This window comes from Massilia sp. BAP21, from assembly GCF_057801335.1.
Window position 1 is genome coordinate 92,485 of record NZ_CM173596.1, and the last position, 20,381, is coordinate 112,865.

At 68.1% G+C, this 20,381-nt stretch carries 17 protein-coding genes and 1 tRNA gene; 11 read left to right on the forward strand and 7 right to left on the reverse strand.

Translation table 11 applies throughout. The features are described 5' to 3' along the window. Positions 1–18: 18 nt before the first annotated feature. From ACWYRN_RS00415 to ACWYRN_RS00425, 3 genes are all read right to left on the reverse strand, one after another. Positions 19–612: a hypothetical protein gene (locus tag ACWYRN_RS00415; RefSeq protein WP_229436986.1), complete on the reverse strand. Its 594-nt coding sequence runs from the start codon at positions 610–612 to the stop codon at positions 19–21. Between the two features lie 244 nt (positions 613–856). Further along, positions 857–1,837, reverse strand: coding sequence for a DUF2804 domain-containing protein (locus ACWYRN_RS00420; RefSeq protein WP_488690597.1), 981 nt, complete (start codon positions 1,835–1,837; stop codon positions 857–859). Next, positions 1,834–3,090, reverse strand: a complete 1,257-nt coding sequence (locus tag ACWYRN_RS00425; protein WP_488690598.1) for a winged helix-turn-helix domain-containing protein — start codon at positions 3,088–3,090, stop codon at positions 1,834–1,836. The genes ACWYRN_RS00420 and ACWYRN_RS00425 overlap by 4 nt, the downstream gene beginning before the upstream one ends. A 121-nt stretch (positions 3,091–3,211) precedes the next feature. On the opposite strand from ACWYRN_RS00425, the gene ACWYRN_RS00430 reads away from it, so the two are divergent. The 3 genes from ACWYRN_RS00430 to ACWYRN_RS00440 all read left to right on the forward strand — a co-directional run bounded on the left by ACWYRN_RS00430 (position 3,212) and on the right by ACWYRN_RS00440 (position 8,893). Next, entirely contained in the window at positions 3,212–4,450 is a 1,239-nt protein-coding gene (locus ACWYRN_RS00430) for an exonuclease SbcCD subunit D C-terminal domain-containing protein (RefSeq protein ID WP_488690599.1), read from the forward strand. After that, positions 4,447–8,211, forward strand: coding sequence for an AAA family ATPase (locus ACWYRN_RS00435; RefSeq protein ID WP_488690600.1), 3,765 nt, complete (start codon positions 4,447–4,449; stop codon positions 8,209–8,211). The genes ACWYRN_RS00430 and ACWYRN_RS00435 overlap by 4 nt, the downstream gene beginning before the upstream one ends. A gap of 67 nt (positions 8,212–8,278) precedes the next feature. Then, positions 8,279–8,893, forward strand: coding sequence for a DUF1287 domain-containing protein (locus tag ACWYRN_RS00440; RefSeq protein WP_488690601.1), 615 nt, complete (start codon positions 8,279–8,281; stop codon positions 8,891–8,893). On the opposite strand, the gene ACWYRN_RS00445 is transcribed toward ACWYRN_RS00440, so the two are convergent. Further along, positions 8,844–9,683, reverse strand: coding sequence for a hypothetical protein (locus ACWYRN_RS00445; RefSeq protein ID WP_488690602.1), 840 nt, complete (start codon positions 9,681–9,683; stop codon positions 8,844–8,846). The two genes, ACWYRN_RS00440 and ACWYRN_RS00445, sit on opposite strands and share 50 nt — an antisense overlap. Before the next feature lie 174 nt (positions 9,684–9,857). On the opposite strand from ACWYRN_RS00445, the gene ACWYRN_RS00450 reads away from it, so the two are divergent. From ACWYRN_RS00450 to ACWYRN_RS00480, 7 genes are all read left to right on the forward strand, one after another. Further along, positions 9,858–10,067, forward strand: coding sequence for a hypothetical protein (locus ACWYRN_RS00450; protein WP_229436999.1), 210 nt, complete (start codon positions 9,858–9,860; stop codon positions 10,065–10,067). Between the two features lies 1 nt (position 10,068). Continuing rightward, positions 10,069–11,208 carry a methyltransferase gene (locus ACWYRN_RS00455; protein WP_488690603.1) on the forward strand — a complete coding sequence of 380 codons (1,140 nt, stop codon included), beginning with the start codon at positions 10,069–10,071 and terminating at the stop codon, positions 11,206–11,208. Positions 11,209–11,268: 60 nt separating this feature from the next. After that, positions 11,269–11,345, forward strand: a tRNA-Met gene (locus ACWYRN_RS00460). Between the two features lie 75 nt (positions 11,346–11,420). After that, entirely contained in the window at positions 11,421–11,657 is a 237-nt protein-coding gene (locus ACWYRN_RS00465) for a hypothetical protein (protein ID WP_229437003.1), read from the forward strand. Positions 11,658–11,771: 114 nt separating this feature from the next. Next, positions 11,772–13,178, forward strand: coding sequence for an ATP-dependent RNA helicase DbpA (gene dbpA / locus ACWYRN_RS00470; RefSeq protein WP_488690604.1), 1,407 nt, complete (start codon positions 11,772–11,774; stop codon positions 13,176–13,178). 97 nt (positions 13,179–13,275) lie between these two features. Beyond that, positions 13,276–14,637, forward strand: a complete 1,362-nt coding sequence (locus ACWYRN_RS00475; protein ID WP_488690605.1) for a PEGA domain-containing protein — start codon at positions 13,276–13,278, stop codon at positions 14,635–14,637. 3 nt (positions 14,638–14,640) lie between these two features. Beyond that, a complete protein-coding gene (locus tag ACWYRN_RS00480) occupies positions 14,641–15,117 on the forward strand; it encodes a TssQ family T6SS-associated lipoprotein (RefSeq protein ID WP_488690606.1) in 477 nt (158 codons plus the stop codon). Between the two features lie 14 nt (positions 15,118–15,131). Here ACWYRN_RS00480 and ACWYRN_RS00485 read toward each other — a convergent pair whose 3' ends face one another. The 3 genes from ACWYRN_RS00485 to earP all read right to left on the reverse strand — a co-directional run bounded on the left by ACWYRN_RS00485 (position 15,132) and on the right by earP (position 18,674). Further along, entirely contained in the window at positions 15,132–16,736 is a 1,605-nt protein-coding gene (locus tag ACWYRN_RS00485; RefSeq protein WP_488690607.1) for an amidase, read from the reverse strand. Between the two features lie 130 nt (positions 16,737–16,866). Then, complete coding sequence (locus tag ACWYRN_RS00490) at positions 16,867–17,442, reverse strand: elongation factor P (RefSeq protein ID WP_229437013.1); 576 nt, start codon at positions 17,440–17,442, stop codon at positions 16,867–16,869. Positions 17,443–17,507: 65 nt separating this feature from the next. Next, complete coding sequence (gene earP / locus ACWYRN_RS00495; RefSeq protein ID WP_488690608.1) at positions 17,508–18,674, reverse strand: elongation factor P maturation arginine rhamnosyltransferase EarP; 1,167 nt, start codon at positions 18,672–18,674, stop codon at positions 17,508–17,510. 356 nt (positions 18,675–19,030) lie between these two features. Here earP and ACWYRN_RS00500 point away from each other — a divergent pair, with 356 nt between their 5' ends. Next, on the forward strand, positions 19,031–20,365 hold the full coding sequence (locus ACWYRN_RS00500; RefSeq protein WP_488690609.1) for a hypothetical protein: 1,335 nt from the start codon (positions 19,031–19,033) through the stop codon (positions 20,363–20,365). The last annotated feature ends 16 nt before the right edge of the window (positions 20,366–20,381 follow it).

Below are 20,381 nucleotides of genomic sequence, written 5' to 3' on the forward strand. Positions count from 1 at the left end.
GCCGGGTTCGCTCTTTATTCAGTGCACATACGACACCGGCGGCGCCTGGCGGTGGCTGTGCTCGACGCGGGCCGCCCGGCTGGCGGGCGGAGTGACCAGGTGCACCCGGTGTTCCTCGCGGTAGGCATCGTGCGCCAGCATCTGGTGCGCCATTGCAAACCAGGTTTCACCGGCAATCGCCACGCGCGCCACCGGGAACAGTTCCAGCTCCTCGCGCTCGAAACGCAGCGTCAGCGCCGCGCAGAAGCGCTCGACGGCTGTGCAGAAGGCTTCCACGCCCTCTTCGCTGTCGATGCCGCCCTGCAGCAGGCCGTTCGCCGTGGCCAGGGCCTCGACCGCGTCGCGGCTGAGCTGCTCGAGCTCGGCCACCAGCGCATCGGCATTCGCGCTGGCGCGGCGCAGGGCCGGCAGCAGGAAGCGGTCGAGCTTGCGACGCTGGCAGCTTTCGTAGAGGCCGCGCAGGGTATCGCAGACGTATTCGGCCTGCCCGGTCGTCAATGCCGTCTGGCGTGCATAGCTTTTCTGGACGAGTTGTTGGACAGCGTGCAGGCTGACGCGCATATTCGTTTGTTCAACTGACAAGGCCACGAGCGTGTAGGTAGCGGTAAGCATTCGGTCTCCTCTCGATTTCTCCAACGCAAGCGCATGCTCCGCAAGGGAGCGCGGCATGGCGGGAAGTCTGGTTTTGGACAGGCTGTGCTTGTTGTGTTTTTCTTCAGCCCGAAAGAACTCGTAGTGTAAGGAGCGCACCCTGGCCGGCGTTTGATCTGGGTCAAACTCGGACCGAAGGACACGGAAGCGACAGTCAACCATACGAAGCCTGCCGCGTTGGCGAGCGCGGGCGCTGAAGCGGCCCTTACCAGCGTGCCCGGTAGTCTTCGGCCAGGCCGCTCAGGCCCGTCACCGCACGTTTTGGCGCATCGGCCGAGGCCCGGACCCAGCCGTCGAAGCGGCCCAGGTGCTGGCGCAAGTGACTGCTGGCCAGGAGCAATTGCTTGTCGTCCTGGCGCGTACCCTCGGGTGTGAAGCGCAGGGCCAGCAGGCCGTCGGCGGTAGTCATGGTCCAGGCGCCGTCGGCCTCGATGCGGCAGTCCAGCGCGCCGAGCGCGATCAGTTCGCCGTCCAGCCAGAGCGCGTTCTCGGCGTCGCCAAAGTATCCGCTCTGCAGATTGACGCCCAGCCCGCGCCCATGCGCCGAGATCCAGCGCCAGGCACTGCGCCGGCCCAGCAAGCCGTTCGAATAATCGTAGCTGGCCACCCCGCCGTCGAGGCGGAAGCGCCTCCCGCCGGCGTCGGCCGTGCCGTGCAGCAGCAGGCCGGGCGACTTCTGCGTGCTGTGCACGGCGCCGCCGTCGAACACCGGGCCCACCGCCAACAGGCGCGGCGCCGCGCCGCCGTATTCGGCGTCGATGCGGAAATTGCCGGCGCGCAGGCGCAAACGGTGGCCGCATGCGCCATCGGCCTCGATGACGATGCGCCGGCCCGGCATCGCAAAGCGCGCGCCCGCGGCCACGGTGGCGCCGACCTCGGCCGTCAAGGCCGGCAAGCCGACGGGAGAAAATGCCTCGACCACCTCCCCCAGTGTACGGTCGAAGGCATAGGCAAAGGCGCTGTTGTTCCAGCCGATGTCGATCACGACCAGGCCGACGAAGAGTTCGTCGGTGACCAGCGACACGAAATGCCAGCGCTTGTGGTGCAGGCGCCGCCACAAGGCGCCGCGCGCGAACGGCGGCGCCAGCCGCTCCCAGCCCGGCGCACCGGCCAATCCCTGGTAACGTCCGCACAGCGGCAGCCCGTCCGCGCCCACCACGTCCAGCGGGGCGGCGGGCAGGCTCATGCGGCTGCCTGGCGTGGCGCCGCGCCGCCCTCGAGCGCCAGCGCCAGCCGCCCCGCCATCTCGCTAGGTTCGGTGCGCCCAAGCACGACCTGGGCGCAGCCATGCCAGCGCGCGCAGCGCAGCAAGGCGCCGGCGACTTCGCGCAGCAGGGCGTCGCTGGCGCGCAGGCCGGGCTCGAACAGGGCCGCCTTGACCTCGAAGATGCCGGCGCGGCGGTGCGCCTTGGCGTCGATGCGGCCGACCAGCGCGCCGCGGCGCAGGATCGGCAGCGTGAAGTAGCCATAGCGGCGCTTGGCGGCCGGCGTATAGCATTCGAGGCGGTAATCGAAACCGAACAGTTCCAGCGCGCGGCGCCGGTCCCAGACCACCGGGTCGAAGGGCGAGAGGATGGTGGTGAGTGTCGGCGCCAGCGAGCCATCGGCTGCGCGCCGCGCCAGTTCGGCATGGTCGGGATGGATGTAGACCGGGTCGGCCCAGCCTTCGACGCTGGCGCGCAGCAACAGGCCCTGCTCCGCCAGCGCGGCCGGGTCGACGTGCGGGCGCCGGGTGCGGTGGTAGTCGGGAATCCAGGCGGCGCGCGCCAGGCCCAGGGCCTTGACGGTCCGCAGCGCAAAGCTGCGGCGCACCTCGGGCAGCGTGGGCAGCTGCGCATCGTCCCAGCCGGGCAGCACGCGCTCGGCCAGGTCGTACACGCGCTGGAAGTTGTGGCGCCGGGCGATCATCAGCGCGCCCGAGGTGAACAGCACTTCGAGCGAACGCTTTTCCGGCTTCCACTCCCACCAGCCGCCGCTTTTTCCGTCGGTGCGTTCGAAGTCCGAGGAACGCACCGGCCCTTCCCGGCGGATGTGCGCCAGCAACGCCGCCACCTCGCCGGCGCGCTCGCGCATCCAGGTGGCCGAATACTTCCAGCCCATCGCCGCCGGATCGAGCATGCGGTGGCGGTAGAGGCCGTAATCCTCGATCGGCAGGAAACAGGCTTCGTGGGCCCAGTATTCGAACAGCTTGCCTTCGGCCAGCAATGCGTCCAGCCATTCCGGCGGGTAATCGCCGAGCCGGCTCCACAAGACGAGATAGGGACTGCGCGCCACGACGTTGATGGTGTCGATTTGCAACATCTCCATGCGGCGGATGGCATCGAGCACGTCGGCCTTGACGGCCTTGCGCCGGCGCGGCTGCAGCAAGCCCTGGGCCGCCAGGTGCAGGGCACGGGCGCCGGCTATAGTTAAGTGCAACTTATTCGCGTCAATACTCATGCAATTATTCTAATGAAGTTTCGGCATTGCCTGCCGCGCCGGCCGGACATTTTTTTGTGGACGCGCGCCAGCTGCGTTATAGTTCAGCCGATTCTTCCCTCTCCCCCATTTCCGATTCCCCATGCGGCTGTTGCACACTTCCGACTGGCATCTCGGCCAGACCCTGCACAATTACGACCGGACCTACGAACACCAGTGCTTCCTCGACTGGCTGCTCGACACCATCGTGAGCGAAGAGGCCGACGCCCTCCTGATCGCCGGCGATATCTTTGACAACGCCAATCCGTCGTCGGCCGCCCAGCGCCAGCTCTACGGTTTCTTGCAAAGGGCGCGGGCGCGCACGCCGCACCTGCAAATCGTCGTCATCGCGGGCAACCACGATTCGCCGGGCCGCCTGGAAGCGCCGGGGCCGCTGCTCGAAGCGCACGGCACGGTCGTGATCGGCAACGTGGTGCGCGGGCGCGACGGCGCCATCGACCTCGAACGCCTGCTGGTGCCGCTGCAGGACAAGCATGGCGCCACCCGCGCCTGGTGCCTCGGCATTCCCTTCCTGCGCCCGGGCGACGTGCCGCGCGTGGACGCCGAGGGCGACGCTTACCTGAACGGCATCGCCGCCCTCTACCGCCAGGCCTTCGAGCTGGCGGTAGCGCGCCGCGAAGAAGGCCAGGCGATCCTGGCGATGGGCCACTGCCACATGGTCGACGGCCAGTCTTCGCAAGACTCGGAACGCCGCATCGTGATCGGCGGCACCGAGGCGCTGCCGGCCTCGATGTTCGACCCCGAGATTGCCTACGCCGCCCTGGGCCACCTGCACCTGGCCCAGCGCGTCGGCAAGAAGGAACACCTGCGCTATTGCGGCAGCCCGCTGCCGCTGTCGTTCGCCGAAGTCGGCTACCAGCACCAGGTGCTGCGCATCGACCTCGAGGGTTCGGTGGCGCGCGAAGTCACGCCTATCCTGGTGCCGCGCGCGGTGGACATGCTGCGCGTGCCGGCGAAACCGGCGCCGCTGGTGGAAGTGCTGGCCGCGCTGGAGTTGCTCGAACTCGACCCCGACTTGCCGCCCGCCTGCCACCCCTACCTGGAAGTACGCGTGCTGCTCGACGGCCCGGAACCGGGCCTGCGCGCCCAGGTGGAAGCGGCCATCGCCGATAAACCGGTGCGCCTGGCGAAGATCGAGCCGACCCGCAAGACCACCGCCGGCGAAGCGGCCGAGGCGCTGACCCTGGACCAGCTGGCCCAGCTCCAGCCCGACGACATCTTCAGGCGCCTGTGGCAGCAGCGCTATGGCGAAGATGCGCCCGACGACCAGCTCTCGGCCTTTGCCGAGCTGATGCTGCCCGGCGACCGGGAGGGTGCATGAAGATCCTGCGCATCGCCGGACGCAACCTGGCTTCGCTGGCCGGGGATTTTTGCGTCGATTTCGAGGCTGAACCGCTGGCGTCGAGCGGCCTGTTTGCCATCAGCGGCCCGACCGGCGCCGGTAAAAGCACCCTGCTCGACGCCCTCTGCCTGGCCTTGTATGGCAACACCCCGCGCCTGCCGCGCAGCGGCGGCCGCGGCGGCAGCGCCCTGCCCGACGCCGGCGGCGACACCGTCTCGACCTTCGATCCGCGCAACCTGCTGCGCCGCGGCACCGCCGAGGGCTATGCCGAAGTCGACTTCGTCGGCAACGATGGCCTGCGCTACCGCGCGCGCTGGAGCGTGCGCCGCTCGCGCAACAAGGCCAGCGGCCTGCTGCAGCCGCCCGCCATGAGCCTGCACCGCCTGCCGGAAATGGTGGCGCTGGGCGCGACCAAGACCGAGGCGGCGCAGGAGATTGCCCAGCGCGTCGGCCTGTCGTTCGAGCAGTTCACGCGCTCGGTGCTGCTGGCCCAGAACGAGTTCTCGGCCTTCTTGAAAACCGACGAGAACGAGCGCGGCGAGCTGCTCGAAACCCTGACCGGCAGCGCCGTCTACAGCGAAATCTCGAAGCGCGCCTACGAGCGCTACAAGCTGGAGCAGGAAAACGTGCGCCGCATCAGCGCGCGCCTGGCCGACCAGACCCCGCTGGCGCTGGAGGCGCGGGCCGAACTCGACGCCGCCAGAACCGCTGCCGAAGCCGCCCTGCAAGCAATCGACGTCCAGCGCGCGCTGCTGGAAACCCAGTTACGCTGGCACCAGGAACGCGACAAATTGCGCCGCAACGAGCTCGATGCGCAAGCCCTGCTGGCCCAGGCGCGGGTGGACTTCGAGGGCGCCCGCGAGCGCCGCATCCGCCTGGCCACGCTCGACGTGGTGCAGGACGCGCGGCCGCTGATGGCCGACCTGGTGCGCTTCGAAAAGGAACGCGTGGAGGCCGAGACGGCGCTCGCCAACGGCCAGCGCGACCTGCAACGCGTGCAGGACGCAGCGCGCCAGGCGGTGCAGGACGTGACCCTCGCTACCGATGCGGTCCACGCCGCCGAGGCCGCCCAGCAGGGAGCCGCGCCGCAGCTGGACGCGGCCAAGGCGCTCGACGCCACCATCACGACCCTGCGCGAGGCCCACGCGAACCTGACGGCCCAGCGCGACGAAGCGGCAGGCGCCGCCGCCCAGGCCCAGGCCGCGCTGGCGCAGGCCGGCCAGCAGCTGGACGCCACCCGCGCGCAAGAACAACGCAGCGCGGCCTGGCTCGACGCCAACCGCCGTTTCGAAGCGCTCGCTGCGCAATGGCCGCGCTGGGACAAGCTGTTCGGCCAGCTCGATAGCGCCGCCCAGGCCAGCCGCGCGAATGCCACCCGGCTGGCGCAGGCCGAACGCGCCCTGCTCGACGCCACCGCCCGCGCCACGGCCGGCAAGGAAGCGGTGCTGGCGGCGTCCACCCGCATCGAACAGCAGGAAAGCGCACGCGCGCAGGCCGTGCAGGCGCTGGCCCAGTTCGACCTCGACGGCCTGCTGGAAGGCCGCGCGGAAGGGGAAGCGCGGCGCGATGCCTTGTCCGCCGCCGAGAAAATCTGGCACGGCCTGGCAAGCGCCCGCCAGCGCCTGCAGCGCATCGACCAGGAGCTGGAAAAGACCGCCGCCGCGCGCCGGGCCGCCGACACCGCGCTGGCCGCCGCCGCCGACGCCGCCCCGGCACTGAAGGCTGCCGCAGCCCAGGCCCAGGCCGCACTCAGCGCCGCCGAACTGGCCTGCGCCGCCAAGGTCGAGGACCTGCGCGGCCGGCTGGTCGAGAACGAACCCTGCCCCGTGTGCGGCAGCGAAGCGCACCCCTACGCCCACCCCGACGTGCGCCTGCACGCCGTGCTCGACACCCTGCGCGACCAGCTCGACGGCCTGCGCGCGCAGGTGCAGGCCAACCTGTCGGCCCAGGCCACGCACCGCGCGGAACTGGCCGCGGGCCAGGAGCGCCTGGAACTGCTGGGCGAGGAACGCGCCGGCCTGCAGGACGACGTCCAGGAACTCGACAGCGCCTGGAATGCGCATCCGCTGGCGCTGCAAGCCCCGTCCGAGGCGGCGCGGGCCGACTGGTTCGGCGCCCAGCTGCTCGAGGTGCGCGAAGCCTTGCGCGCCAACGACCTGCAGCAGGGGGCGGCGCGGCGCGCCTTCCAGGCACGCGATGCGGCCCAGGCGGCGTTTGACGCCGCCAATGCGGAACTCAAGCGCGTGCAGGACGCGGCGCAGCTGGCGTCGGCCGCGCAGCTTGAAGCCCAGCATGCGCAGGCGACGCTGGCCGCGCAGGCCGAACGCGACGCGGCAACGCTGGCCGCCCTGCTGGCCGAACTCGACCCAAGCATGTGCGCCTCCTGCGGCGATGGCTGGCAGACAGGCTGGCGCGCCGATCCCGCCGGCTGGCACCGGGACCGCGCGAGCGAGGCGCAAGCCTGGACGGCGCAAACGGCGCAGCTGGCCGAGCAGCGCGCCGCACTCGGCAGCGTCGAAGCCAGGGCCCGCGAAGCCGGCGTGCGCGCCGAGCATGCCGCGCAAGCTGCGCAAGCCGCGCAGGAAGCCTGGGCGCGCAGCGAGGCAGCCCTGCGCGAGCGCCGCCTGGAACGCGCCGCCTTGTTCGAAGGGCGCGCGGTGCAGGACGTCGAGGCAAGCTTGCGCCAGAAATTGACGGCCGCACGCGATGCCCTCGCGGCGCGCCAGCTGGCCGCCAACAAAGCGGCCCAGCAGGAAACCCGCATCCGCGCCGGCATCGCCCAGGCCGGCGAGCGCATCGCCACCCTGCAGGGCGATGCGCGCGATGCCGCCACGCGCCTGTCCGACTGGATCGAGGACTATGCCGCCCGGCATGCGGACCTGGAGCCGGTGGAGAACGGGGCGGCCCTGGCCACGCTGCTGGCCGTCGGCGCGCAGTGGATGTCGAACGAACGCGCGGCCCTGGGCGAGATCGACGGCGCCGTTGCCAGGGCGGCCGCCGTGCTGGCCGAACGCAAGAACCAGCGCGCGCTGCACGAAGCCAGCGCCGATCCGTCATCGGCCACGCAGGATGCCGACGCGGTCGCCGCCGCTTTGCAGAAGGTGCTGGACGAACGCCAGGGCCTGCACGAGCAGGCCACGACGCTGCGCCTGCAAGCCGCGCAGGACGACGAACGCCGCGTCAAGGCGCAGGCGATGCTGGCCGAGATCGAGCGCCAGCAAGCCATCGAGGCGCGCTGGGGACGCTTGTCGGAGCTGATCGGCTCGGCCGACGGCAAGAAATTCCGCAATTATGCCCAGCAGTTCACGCTGGAAGTCCTGCTCGGCTACGCCAACAGCCACCTGGCCCACCTGGCCAAGCGCTACCGCCTGGAGCGCGTGGACAACGCCGGCGCTCCGTCGCTGGCGCTGATGGTGCGCGACCACGACATGGGCGGCGAAATCCGTTCCGTCAATTCGCTGTCGGGCGGCGAGTCCTTCCTGGTGTCGCTGGCGCTCGCGCTGGGCCTGGCCTCGCTGTCGTCGAACCGGGTGCGGGTGGAATCACTGTTCATCGACGAGGGGTTCGGTTCGCTCGACAGCGACACCCTCACGGTCGCGATGGATGCGCTCGATGCGCTGCAGTCGATGGGCCGCAAGGTTGGCGTGATCTCGCACGTGCACGAGATGACGGAGCGGATCGCGGCCAAGATCCAGGTGCGGCGCGCCGGAGGCGGGAGCAGCGCGGTGACGGTGCTGTAACGATGTGCGTCAAACGGGACGCGGGGCCGGGCGCCGATACTGGCCGTTTACTTCAGGAGAAATGAACATGCCGCGCTTGCCCGTCTTTGCCGCCCTGCTGCTGTTATCCGCCACCGGCACGGCCGGTGCCGAACCACGCGCCGAACCACAGGACCTGGTCGCAGCAGCCCGCGAGCAGATCGGCGTCACGCTGCATTACGATCCGGCCTACGTCAAGCTGGCCTACCCGCGCGGCGACGTCCCGATCGAGCGCGGCGTGTGTACCGATGTCGTGGTGCGGGCGTTCCGGCGCGTGGGCTACGATCTGCAGGAACTGGTGCACCGCGACATGAAGAAGGCCTGGGCGGCCTATCCGCATCCGGCCAACTGGAAGCTGAAACGGCCCGACACCAACATCGACCACCGCAGGGTGCCGAACCTGGCCACGTTCTTCGGCCGCCATGGCGTGGCGCTGGGCGTGAGCAAGGATGCCAAGGATTACGCGGCGGGCGACATCGTCACCTGGCGGGTGCCGCCGGGCCTGCCGCACATCGGCCTGGTTGCCGACGTGCGCACGGCTACCGGCGTGCCGCTCATCATCCACCACATCGGGAACGGCACGCGCATGGAAGACTGCTTGTTTTCATACACGATCACCGGGCATTACCGCTTTCCGCACCCGCGGGCGCGCTCAAACCGCTAGCGATTCTCGGCACCGGCTTCGCAAGGGGCGCCGTCTTGCGTGCTTCATGGACCGCACGCAGATACCTGCCATAGGTGTCGCCCGCAGCATGCCACTGCGGCGGCTCGCCTTCCCGCCCGGATGTGCGTTCGAACGTGAACTCCGCCTGGAGGATACCGAACGACGCCCTGACGCCGCTGCTCGGTGGCTTGCCGAGTTGGAGCATCACGTTGCAAGCGTAGCGTTGGCCGCCTCCCGCGGCGCGGCAGGCGCCCAGCGGTTCCACTTGCGAGATCGGCGCGCCGGTCGTGAACAGGTGCGCCGAATCGAGGGTCGCGCGCAGGGTGCGCTCGACGTTGTCACGCCCGACCGGCTCGGCCTTGTTGCCGAAATCGCCGTCGCGGTCGAGATTCCCGAACCGTGCGGCGACGAGCAGTGGGTGCGCCTCCGTGACCTCGAACTTCACTTTCCTGCCATCGCGTGGCGAGACAATGTAGGCATAGGTAAGCAGTTCTTCTCCTGCGCGCACGGTCGCAACACAGCCACGCTCGCGGCGCGCGCTGGCATGTCCGATCTGCTCCGCCTTTAACACTGTCGGGAGCGCAGGCACCACGCTTTCGTCCATCGCGCGCAGCGCATCCCAGGCCGACAACGCGATCGACTCACGGACCGACCCGGAGGCGCACCAGGGAATCGCGTTATACCAACTGAAAAGAAGGTAGGCGCCGCCCAGCACGGCCGTATAGACCGCGACCGTCTTCAGGCGGCCGAGATGGTGCGACGCGGCCGATGTGCTGATCGATTTGTTCATGATTGTGCGTTTCATGTTACCCCGCTAGAAAATTCTCAGAGTAAATGTACCGTCCTGCCAACGCCGCTGCACCACATTGCGCAAGCTTCAGGCCCGGCCTGGAGGGGCGGAGGGGACGGAAGGCTTTGCATCCTTGTACAATGCGCGCTTTGCATTCCACACCTTTTACCGACCATGAAACCCGCCCGCACCCTCACGTTCAAATGCGCCAAGTGCGCCAAACCCGTTACCGTCTACCTGCAGAAAGTCTCGGCCTGCTCGCACATCCAGCCTTACCAGGGCATCTGCGGCTGCGGCGAAGTCAAGCTGCACGCCACCGGCAGCGCCGATGCCGTGAAGTCCTTCCTCGACTCGAACGGCACCAACTGGCACCACCACCATTAATATGACGCAGATCGAATGGGTGGAAGGCGGCCAGCAACGCTCGGCGCTGTGGCGTTCGGAAAGCGGCTGGCCGGCGCCGAAAAAGGTCGTGCTCGCCGACGACACCATGTCCGCCGATACGGCTTACCGCCTGGCGCTGGACGGCACCGCCCTGCTCTGGCGCGGCGACTTCCAGAATGCGCGCCAACTGGTGCAGGCACTGGCGCGCCGCATCGACCACAAAGGGTCGCACTCCAGGCGGGCGAAAGCCGGCAAGGCTGCGCCGACGCCGACCGAAGGGTTCCATCGCCACCGCCTGTCGCAGCTGCAGCGCGCGCGCACCCTGGCGATGCTGCTGATCCCGTTCGAGGCCGACTACACGATCCCGCTGCGCCGCGCGCCCGAGGTGCAGGAAGCCTGCCGCGAAGCCTGGGGGCCCGCCATTGAACCCAGCGTCGCCTCGCTGCGTGAGCTGCTGGGCCTGATCGGCGCCCACGAATGGCGCCGCAAGGGCGTGCACATCGCGGCGCTCGACGGCCGCATCCACCCCTGGTACGGCGTGTTCTCGCCAGTGCGCGGCGAATACGTCGACCTGGTGGCGCAGGCCCCGCTGCCGGCGCATGCGAAGCTGGCTTTCGACATCGGCGCCGGCACCGGCGTGCTGTCGAGCGTGCTGGCGCGGCGCGGCCTGCAGCGCGTGGTGGCCACCGACATGGACGAGCGCGCCCTCGGCTGCGCCCGCGAGAACGTGGAGCGCCTGGGCCTGTCGAAGCAGGTCGAGATCGTGAAAGCCGACCTCTTCCCCGAAGGCCAGGCCGACCTGGTGGTCTGCAATCCGCCCTGGCTGCCGGGTAAGCCGAGCTCGGCCATCGAATACGCGATCTACGATCCGGACAGCCGCATGCTGCGCGGCTTCCTCGGCGGCCTGAAGGCCCACCTGGCCGAACACGGCGAAGGCTGGCTGGTCATCTCCGACCTGGCCGAGCACCTGGGCCTGCGCACGCGCGAGCAATTGCTCGACTGGATAGGCGCAGCGGGCCTCGCAGTGGCGGGACGGCACGACGTGCAGCCGACCCACGGCAAGGCCCAGGATGCCGACGATCCCTTGCACGCGGCGCGCTCGCGCGAAGTGACTTCCTTGTGGCGCCTGCGCGTCGCCTAGAAGCAATCCCAAGCGGCATTTGCGTCAGGCCGCCAGACGCGGTACAATGCTTGCCTCAGACGCGGGGTGGAGCAGTCTGGCAGCTCGTCGGGCTCATAACCCGAAGGTCACAGGTTCAAATCCTGTCCCCGCAACCAAACACTTAGCACGAAACGAGCCCGACTCTTGTAGCCGGGCTTTTGTTTTCTGGGGCACCAACACCAGATACGCCGATGAGAGACAAGAAAGACAACGCGACGTTCGACCTGCCGGGTTTTGAGGCGGCCGCACCGCTCGAACCCAGCGTTGTCGAGCCGAAGCGCGCTTCCCGTCCTCGCCGTGCCTCCATGAAACAGGAGCAGCTCACCCTGCTCGAAGAAACCGACACCACCGGCCTGCCAGTCTGGCGCCGCGACGACAACCTCGATTTGACCGGTCTACCGGTCTGGGCGCCGGCGACTCCGGCCTGAGCGCGTGAAAAATCGCCAGGGCTGCGTTGCGTCGTCTCGCCGTACGTTTGTACTGTCTTCGCCGACGCGCCTTGCCCTGGCGTTTTTTCACACGCTCCAATCGCTGGATATCTGATGACCCATCCTTTCTCCGCGCTGCCGCTGGCACCGCAATTCCTGTCCAACCTCGACACCCTCGGCTACCGCGAGATGACGCCGATCCAGGCCGAAAGCCTGCCCGCCGTGCTGGAAGGCCGCGACCTCATCGCCCAGGCCGCCACCGGCAGCGGCAAGACGGCGGCCTTCGGCATCGGCATCCTGCAGAAGCTGAACCCGGCGTGGTTCGCGGTGCAGGGCCTGGTGATGTGCCCGACGCGCGAGCTGGCCGACCAGGTGGCTGGCGAACTGCGGCGCCTGGCGCGGGGCGTCGGCAACGTCAAGGTGCTGACCCTCACCGGCGGCGTCGCCATGCGTCCGCAGATCGCTTCGCTCGAACACGGCGCCCACATCGTGGTCGGCACCCCGGGCCGCATCCGCGACCACCTGGGCCGCAACACGCTCGACTTGTCGAAGGTGCAGACCCTGGTGCTGGACGAAGCCGACCGCATGACCGACATGGGTTTCTACGACGAGATCGCGAACATCGTGCGCGCCTGCCCGGAACGCCGCCAGACCCTGCTGTTCTCGGCCACCTACCCGGACGACATCCGCCACGCCACCTCGCACTTCCTGCGCGATCCGCTGGAAGTGGTGGTCGAGAGCCAGCACGACGAATCGACCATCGAGCAGCGCTTCTATGAAGTCGGCTTCGACAACCGCGACGACGCGGTGGCACGCCTGCTGAGCCACTACCGCCCGGTCTCGGCCCTGGCCTTCTGCAACACCAAGGCCCATTGCCGCGAACTGGCCGACTCGCTGCGCGCGCAGGGCTTCTCTGCCCTCGCCCTGTACGGCGAACTCGAGCAGCGCGAGCGCGACGAGATCCTGATCCTGTTCGCGAACCGCTCCTGCTCGGTGCTGGTGGCAACCGACGTCGCTGCACGCGGTCTCGACATCTCGAACCTGGAAGCGGTGATCAACGTCGACGTGTCGAAGGACGCCGAAGTCCACGTGCACCGCATCGGCCGCACCGGCCGTGGCGGCGAGTCGGGCCTGGCGCTGTCGCTGTGCGCGCCGAACGAAAAGAAGTGGGTGCGACTGATCGAGGAATACCAGAACGCGCCGGTCGCCTGGCACAAGCTGGACGAGCTGGGCGACAACGACCTGGCCGCCGATCCGGCGCCGATGGTGACGCTCGTCATCTCCGGCGGCAAGAAGGACAAGCTGCGTCCGGGCGACGTGCTCGGCGCGCTGACCGGCGACGCCGGCTTGCTGAAGGAACAGGTCGGCAAGATCAATGTGTCCGAGTTCCAGACCTATGTGGCACTCGACCGCCGCGTGGCCCACGATGCCTTTGACCGCTTGAATGCCGGCAACCGCCTGGGCCCGGATTTCGGCACCATCAAGGGCCGCAACTTCAAGATGCGTTTCCTCGACGTCTGACACGCTCCAGGCTGGGTCGGCCGCGCACGGTTGACTCAGCAGCGACACGCTCGCGCCAAATCTGGCATAGTTTTGCTAAAAATAAACGGTTAGCAAAATGACCAGCCAAAACACAGTCCTTTACACGCCATTCGCAGGCGGACGCACGGTCCGCGACATCGTCGAGCACAGCCCCGCGCTCGCGAGCGAAGCGTGGTGCCGCCAGATCGTGCAGCACATCCTGCAATCGCTGGAGCAGCAATACGCCAGCCATGCGCCGCACCGCATCATCACGCCGGACACGGTGGCCGTGCTGGAAAGCGGCGAGGCCCTGCTGCTGCCCTCGCCCGATGGGCTCGCCTCTGACGAAGCCGACAGCGCGCAGGACATCCACGCCCTGGCCCTGGTCATCCACTATGCCATCAGCGCCGAATTCCCTCCGGAAGGCCCGCTCGGCCCGCGCCTGTATGACAATTACAGCGATGAATTGACCCGGACGATAGACCGCTGCCTGGGTCCGAACCTGCGGCTGCGGCCGAAAACCATCTCCGAGCTGCGCGCCATGCTCGGGATCGATGCCGCTGCGGCCGAGCCTGCGCTGCCTGCCGGTGAAGCAGTCGTTCCCGCGCCCGCACCCAAGATTGCGCAGGCCGGGGAAGCGCCGCCAGGCATGCCGGTGCCGGCCGCACCGGAAGCGACACCCGACACGGCGCCCCAGCTGAGCAAGACCGAAGAGCCGGAGCTTGTTACGCCGACGCCGGCGCCGGCACCGGCCCACGAAGCGCAAGCGGACCAGCCGATTGCAGCCACGCCGCGCAAGCCCTCGGCCCATTCCGCGGCCGCGCCTGCAACCACTTCTGCAACGGCTACTGCGGCACCAGCGCGTCCGCCAGCCGGGACGCCGCCCCAGCCCACCCGCAAGAAAGCCGGCGTCGAGCGCTGGGCCATGATCGCCGGCGCCGCCATCGTGCTGCTGGCGGCCGGCAGTGCGCTGTACGCCCACCTGAACCAGGACAATTCCGACGATACCCTGGCGCTCTCGTTACCGCAGGAACAGGCCGCGCAGGGACTGGACGCCGGCGAAGCCGTGCTCACGCCACCGGCCGCAAGCGCCGGCGCCATGCCAGGCGGCACTCCGGCCGCAGCCCTGCCGGCTGCCGGCACCACGGATGCAGGCGCCGCGTCCGGTGCGCTGCCGGATGCCGGCAACACCACCGCGCCGGCCGCCCGCCAGGCCGACGCCGTCGTCAACGGCACCACCTATAAATTGCTGATCAAGCCCTGGGGCACGGTGTACGTGAACGGTGTCGACCGCGGCGTCAGCCCGCCGGTCAAGCGCCTGACGCTGGGCCAGGGCCAGCACACGATCCGCATCGTCAACCCGAACTTTGCGGAGCACGTGATGACCGTCAATGCCGGCGCCGCGGAAAGCGCGACCATCGAACACGATTTTGCGGCGCAAGCCGAAGGAGGCCAATAAACGATGAACCGAAACACTTGCCATCGCTTGCTGCTGGCCATCCTTGCCGGAAGCGCCCTGGGCGGCTGCGCCCAGATCGCGCCCCTGCTCGAGCGCAATCCGTCGAGCCAGCATCCGAAAGCCGAGCCGCGCCCCGAGCCGCGCAGCGAAAGCCGTCCACGCGCCGATACCCGTCCCGACGCGTCGAGCGGACGCGAACAGCTGGCCCTGCGCGAAGGCATCCGCCTGTACAACGAAGGCGACTTCAACGGCGCCATCAAGCGCCTGAATTCGAACGATATCCGCAGCGGCGCCCCGCTGCAGACCCGCACCACGGCCCTGAAATACACGGCCTTCAGCTATTGCGTCACCTCGCGTCCCAAGCAATGCCAGCAGGCCTTTGAAAAGGCCCTGAAGATCGACCCCGGCTTCTCGCTCGAGCCGGGCGAACAGGGCCACCCGCTGTGGGGCCCGGCCTTCGAGCGCGCCAAGCGCGGCTGAGCGCGCCTGCAGGCTTACACCTGGACGTTCACCGTGGCCGGGAAGCTTGGCGCGCGGCGCCGCTGCGAAGCCTGCTCGTAGGCATAGGCCATGCCGATCAGCGTGGCCTCGCTCCAGGCCGTACCGACGAAGGAGAGCCCGACCGGCAAGCCGCGCGTCTGCCCGGCCGGCACCGTGATGTGCGGATAGCCCGCCACCGCCGCCGGCGAAGAAAAACTCATGCCGTAGTGGTCGCCGTTGATGTAGTCGGTCAGCCAGGCCACGCCGCCGGTCGGGGCCACCAGGGCGTCCAGGCGATGCGCGCGCAGCACCAGGTCGATGCCCTCCTCGCGCGCATAGCGCAGGTTGTTGGCCAGGGCCTCGCGGTAGACCTTGGCGTCCAGCCCGCGCTTCGCATGGGCGGCAATCAAATGCTCCTGGCCAAAATACGGCATCTCGCGCGCCGCCTGCTTTTCATTAAACGCAATCACGTCGGCCATGTTCTTCACCGGCGCATGCGGGGCATAGGCCGCCAGCCAGGCCTTCAGGTCCGGGGCGAACTCATGCAGCAGCACCTCGATTTCGGTCTCGCCATACTTGTCGGTGTTCGGAACCGTGACGTCGACCAGCACCGCGCCTTGCGCATGCAGCAGCGCCAGTTCCTTGTCGACGATCGCGTCGATTGCCGTGCTGCCGCCAAAGAAATTGCGCGCCACACCGATGCGTTTGCCGCGCAGGCCGTCAAGCCGCAGTGCCGCCGCATAATCGGGGACCTTGCCCTGGCTCTCTTTCGTCACGCTATCTTCGGTATCGACGCCGGTCATGGCGGCCAGCATCAGGGCGGCATCGGCCACACTGCGCGTCATCGGCCCGGCCGTATCCTGGGAATGGGCGATCGGGATGATGCCGCTGCGGCTGACCAAACCGAGGGTCGGCTTCAGGCCGACGATGCCGCAGCTCGAGGCCGGCGAGACGATCGAGCCGTCGGTCTCGGTGCCGACTGCCAGGGTCGCCAGGCTGGCGGCGATGGCCGCACCGGAACCGGAACTGGAACCGCTCGGGTTGCGGTCGAGGGCGTACGGGTTGCGGGTCTGGCCGCCGCGCGCGCTCCAGCCGCTCACTGAATGGGTCGAGCGCATGTTCGCCCATTCCGACAAATTGGTCTTGCCGATGATGACGGCGCCGGCCGCGCGCAGGCGCGCCGCGACAAAGGCGTCGCGGCTGGCGCGCACGCCGTCGAGCGCCAGCGAACCGGCGGTGGTGCACATGCGGTCGCCGGTGGCGATGTTGTCCTTGAGTAGCACGGGGATGCCGTGCAGCGGGCCGCGCAGCTTGCCGCCGGCGCGCTCGCGGTCGAGCTCCTGGGCAATCTTCAGGGCTTCGGGATTGGTTTCGATGACCGCGTTCAGGCGCGGGCCGGCCTTGTCGATGGCGGCGATGCGCGCCAGGTAGCGCTGCACCAGGACCTGGGACGTGATGGTCCCGGCCGCCATCGCCGCCGACTGTTCGCGCACGCCTGCTTCGAGGATGTCCGATTCGGCACGCGGCCTGGGCTTGGGCGTTACCGCGGAAGCCGCTCCTGCCGCGCCAACGAATGCGCTGGCGGCCATGCCGATCCGAACAAAGTCCCTACGATCCATTTCCGCTCCTTTATATTGTTAGAGCAATAGAATAGCAGCGCCACGGGCCGAAGACGCTCCTGCCGCGCCGCGCAGGGACGAAAAAAAACGCTGCCGTGAGGGGCAGCGTTTTTCTCGACAGCGTGATCGATCAGTTACGAACGACCTTCTTGTATTCGTTGGTGCGGGTATCGATCTCGATGACGTCGTCCTGGCTGACGAACAGCGGCACCATCACGGTGTGCTGGTGGGCTTCGATGGCGTTCTCGATTTTCGCTTCTTTCAGGACGTTGCCCGAAGTGTTGCCCTTGACGGCTGGCTCCGAGTACACGATCTGGCGTGCGATGATGGTCGGCAGTTCGACCGAGATCGCCTTGCCGTCGTAGAACACGGCTTCGCATTCCATACCGTCTTTCAGGTAGTGCAGTGCGTCGCCCAGGTTCTCTTCTTCGATTTCGAACTGGTTGTACTCTTCATCCATGAAGACGTACAGCGGGTCAGCGAAGTACGAGTAGGTCACCGGCTTCTTGTCCAGCACGACGACGTCGAACTTGTCATCGCCACGGAACACGTTTTCCAGCGGAGCATTCGTCAGAAGATTCTTCATCTTCCACTTGTAGGTGAAGCCCGTGCGGCTCGATCCGTTGACATCGGAACGCAGCACGATAAAAGGCTTCTCGTCAACCATGATGATGTTGCCGACACGGATTTCTTTTGCGGGTTTCATATGAATTATGATCGAAAAAAGGGGTTGCAGTAACCGAGCATCATATCATGTTATGTGCGGCGTGCCTAACGAAGTGAAGCGGCAAAGCCGAGCAGGTTCGACGTTACGTCGCCGTTCTCCAGCATTTCCGCTTCCCACGTTCCTGCCCGCCCGGCAATGGCAGGCAGTTCGGCTTGCAGCGCCAGCCACAGCGCCTGCCAGTCCTGCTCTTCGGCCAAGCCCGGGCCGGCGCCGTTCCAGTGCAGGGAAACATCGCGCAAACTGTCGAGCCCCTGTGCATACCGGTCAAGGAAAGCGCGCAGTTTCTTGTGGTGCAGATTCTCGTCCTGCAAATAGATATGCCAGACGAAGGGCCGGTTCGCCCATTGGGCCCGGACCCAGGAATCCTCGCCGCGCACGAAGTTCAGGTCGCAGGCCCAGAGCAGGCGGTCGTAATCGGGCTGTGCCACGAAAGGCAGCACGCGCACGGTCAGCGCCCCGCGCGTGGCGCAGTCGCCGGCCTGCGCGGCCCTGCCGAAAAAGGCGGCCACGGCATCGGCTGCCACGCCTTCCGGTACCAGGCAGGCGACCGGTTCGGCATTTCTTTCCCAGGCCCCGAACAGCGCGGCCACCGGGGCGAACGGATAGCAGAACAGCGACACCTTGAAGGCAGCGATCTCGCTTTCCCCCAGTCCCAGCCCGCGCAGGAAGGCTTGCGCCCGGCCCGGTTCGGACTGGAAGGCGCCCCGCTCGGCGCTGAGGGCGCGCTCGCGCAGCAGGCCGCCGGTCCGGTTCGTGAAGCCGGGGAAGAAGAAATGCTTGGTCAGCTTCAGGCGCGGGTGCATCGACGGCAAGCGGTGGCAGCCCTCGACCCACTCCTCGGCGCTGAGACCCTCGTAGTTCAGCCAGACCGGGCGCGGGCTGCGTTGCGCCATCGCCTCGACATACCCCGGCGGCAGCTCGCAGCCGAAGAACTCGATGACGATGTCGTCGACCTCGGCGGGCGTGTAGCCGCCTTCCTGGCCGAGCCAGTGGCGCACCCGCACCCCTTGCACCTCCTGCTGCGCGGCGTCGACATCCACCTCGGGGCAGATGCGGCGGAAACTCTTCAGGTCGTCCACCCACAGGGTGACGGCCACGCCGTGCTCGTGCCGCAGCTGGCGGGCCAGGCGCCAGCAGATGCCGATATCGCCATAGTTGTCGACGACCTTGCAGAAGATGGTCAGGGTGGTCTGGGGTGGATTCTGAGACATGTTCAAAGAGGAATACGGAGGGGTTACTGCGGGAAAGCGCGCCATTCTAACCCATTCATCGGGCCTGACTGCCGCTTGTCTGCGCCAGCGCAAACCACTCTCCGCAAACCGGGCATGGTGCCGAATCGCCTCAAACTTCATGGAAGACACCCGGTCCAATCCATACCCGCAGGAAGGCGGACACCGATTCGTCCCCTGCCCTTTGTCCACGCACCGGCCCCATGCGGCGCGCGGACTCCACGTACGCGGCCGCTTGCAACGCGTGAGCGAGGAAAATCAACATCAGCCAGGCACGCCGTCGCGTGCCCACCGCCGGCGTCGTTGCCGGCAGCCGCATTCCCTACAAGGAGTCAAGCATGAACGAATTCCAGCAGTTCGGATATGGCCAGCCCGAGATCGCCCCGCAATCCCTGTTGGGCGGACTGATCGGCGCGCCGGCCGGTGGCGCCGTTGGCCGCGGCGTCGGCGACATCTTCGGCAACCCGAATCTGGGCAGCCGCATCGGCCAGTTTGCCGGGGGCCTCATCGGCAGCCTGTCTCCGTTCGGCGCCGATCCAACAGCCGCCTACGGCCAGCAGCAGGACCCGCAGCAGGCCCAGCAACTACAGCAACTGCAACAGCTGCAGCAGCTACAGCAGTTGCAGCAATTGCAGCAGCAGGGGCAGGCCGACCAGTTTGCCCCGCAAGGCCTGGGCAGCTGGGTCAGGAAACTGGCCAAACCCGCCGGTGCCGTGCTCGACCAGGTGACCCGCAATCCCTCATTGGGCGGCATCGTCGGCGGCGGCCTGCAGAACATCGGCGGCTTCCTGCCGCAATCCGTCGACGCCCAGGGCGGCATGCAGCAGCAACAACATCCACTGGTCCAGCAGCTGCAGAAACTCCAGGCCCAGCAACAGCAGCTGCAGCAGGCATTGCAGCAAGTGCAGCAACAGGCCGTGGCACTGCAGCGCCAGCTGTCGGCCCAGGCGCAGGCCCAGGTACAGGGCGGCGGCCAGATTGCACCGCAGAGCTGGCTGAGCGACCTGACCGGCCTGGCTGGCCAACTCGCGCAGCCGGTTGGCGGCCTCATCGGTGGCGCGTTCGGCAACCAGCAGCTGGGCAGCCAGATCGGCGGCATCGCCGGCCAACTCACCGGCCAGTTGGGCCGCATGTTGCCGCAGTCCGTCGACCCGTACACGGCCTATGCCCAGCAGGCACAGCAGGCCGGCGGCCAGATTGCACCGCAAAGCTGGCTGAGCGACCTGACCGGCCTGGCTGGCCAGCTCGCGCAGCCGGTTGGCGGCCTCATCGGTGGCGCGTTCGGCAACCAGCAGCTGGGCAGCCAGATCGGTGGCATTGCCGGCCAACTGACCGGCCAGCTGGGCCGCATGTTGCCGCAGTCCGTCGACCCGTACGCGGCCTATGCCCAGCAGGCACAGCAGGCCGGCGGCCAGATTGCACCGCAGAGCTGGCTGACCGACCTGACCGGCCTGGCCGGCCAGATCGCACAGCCGCTCGGCGGCTTCATCGGCGGCCAGCTCGGCAACCAGCAGCTGGGCAGCCAGATCGGCGGCATTGCCGGCCAACTGACCGGCCAGCTGGGCCGCATGTTGCCGCAGTCCGTCGACCCGTACGCGGCCTACGCCCAGCAGGCGCAGCAGGCCCAGCTGGCGCAAATGGCGCAGATGGGCGGCCAGCAGACCATGCATTAACGCTTGCCGGCGGCGG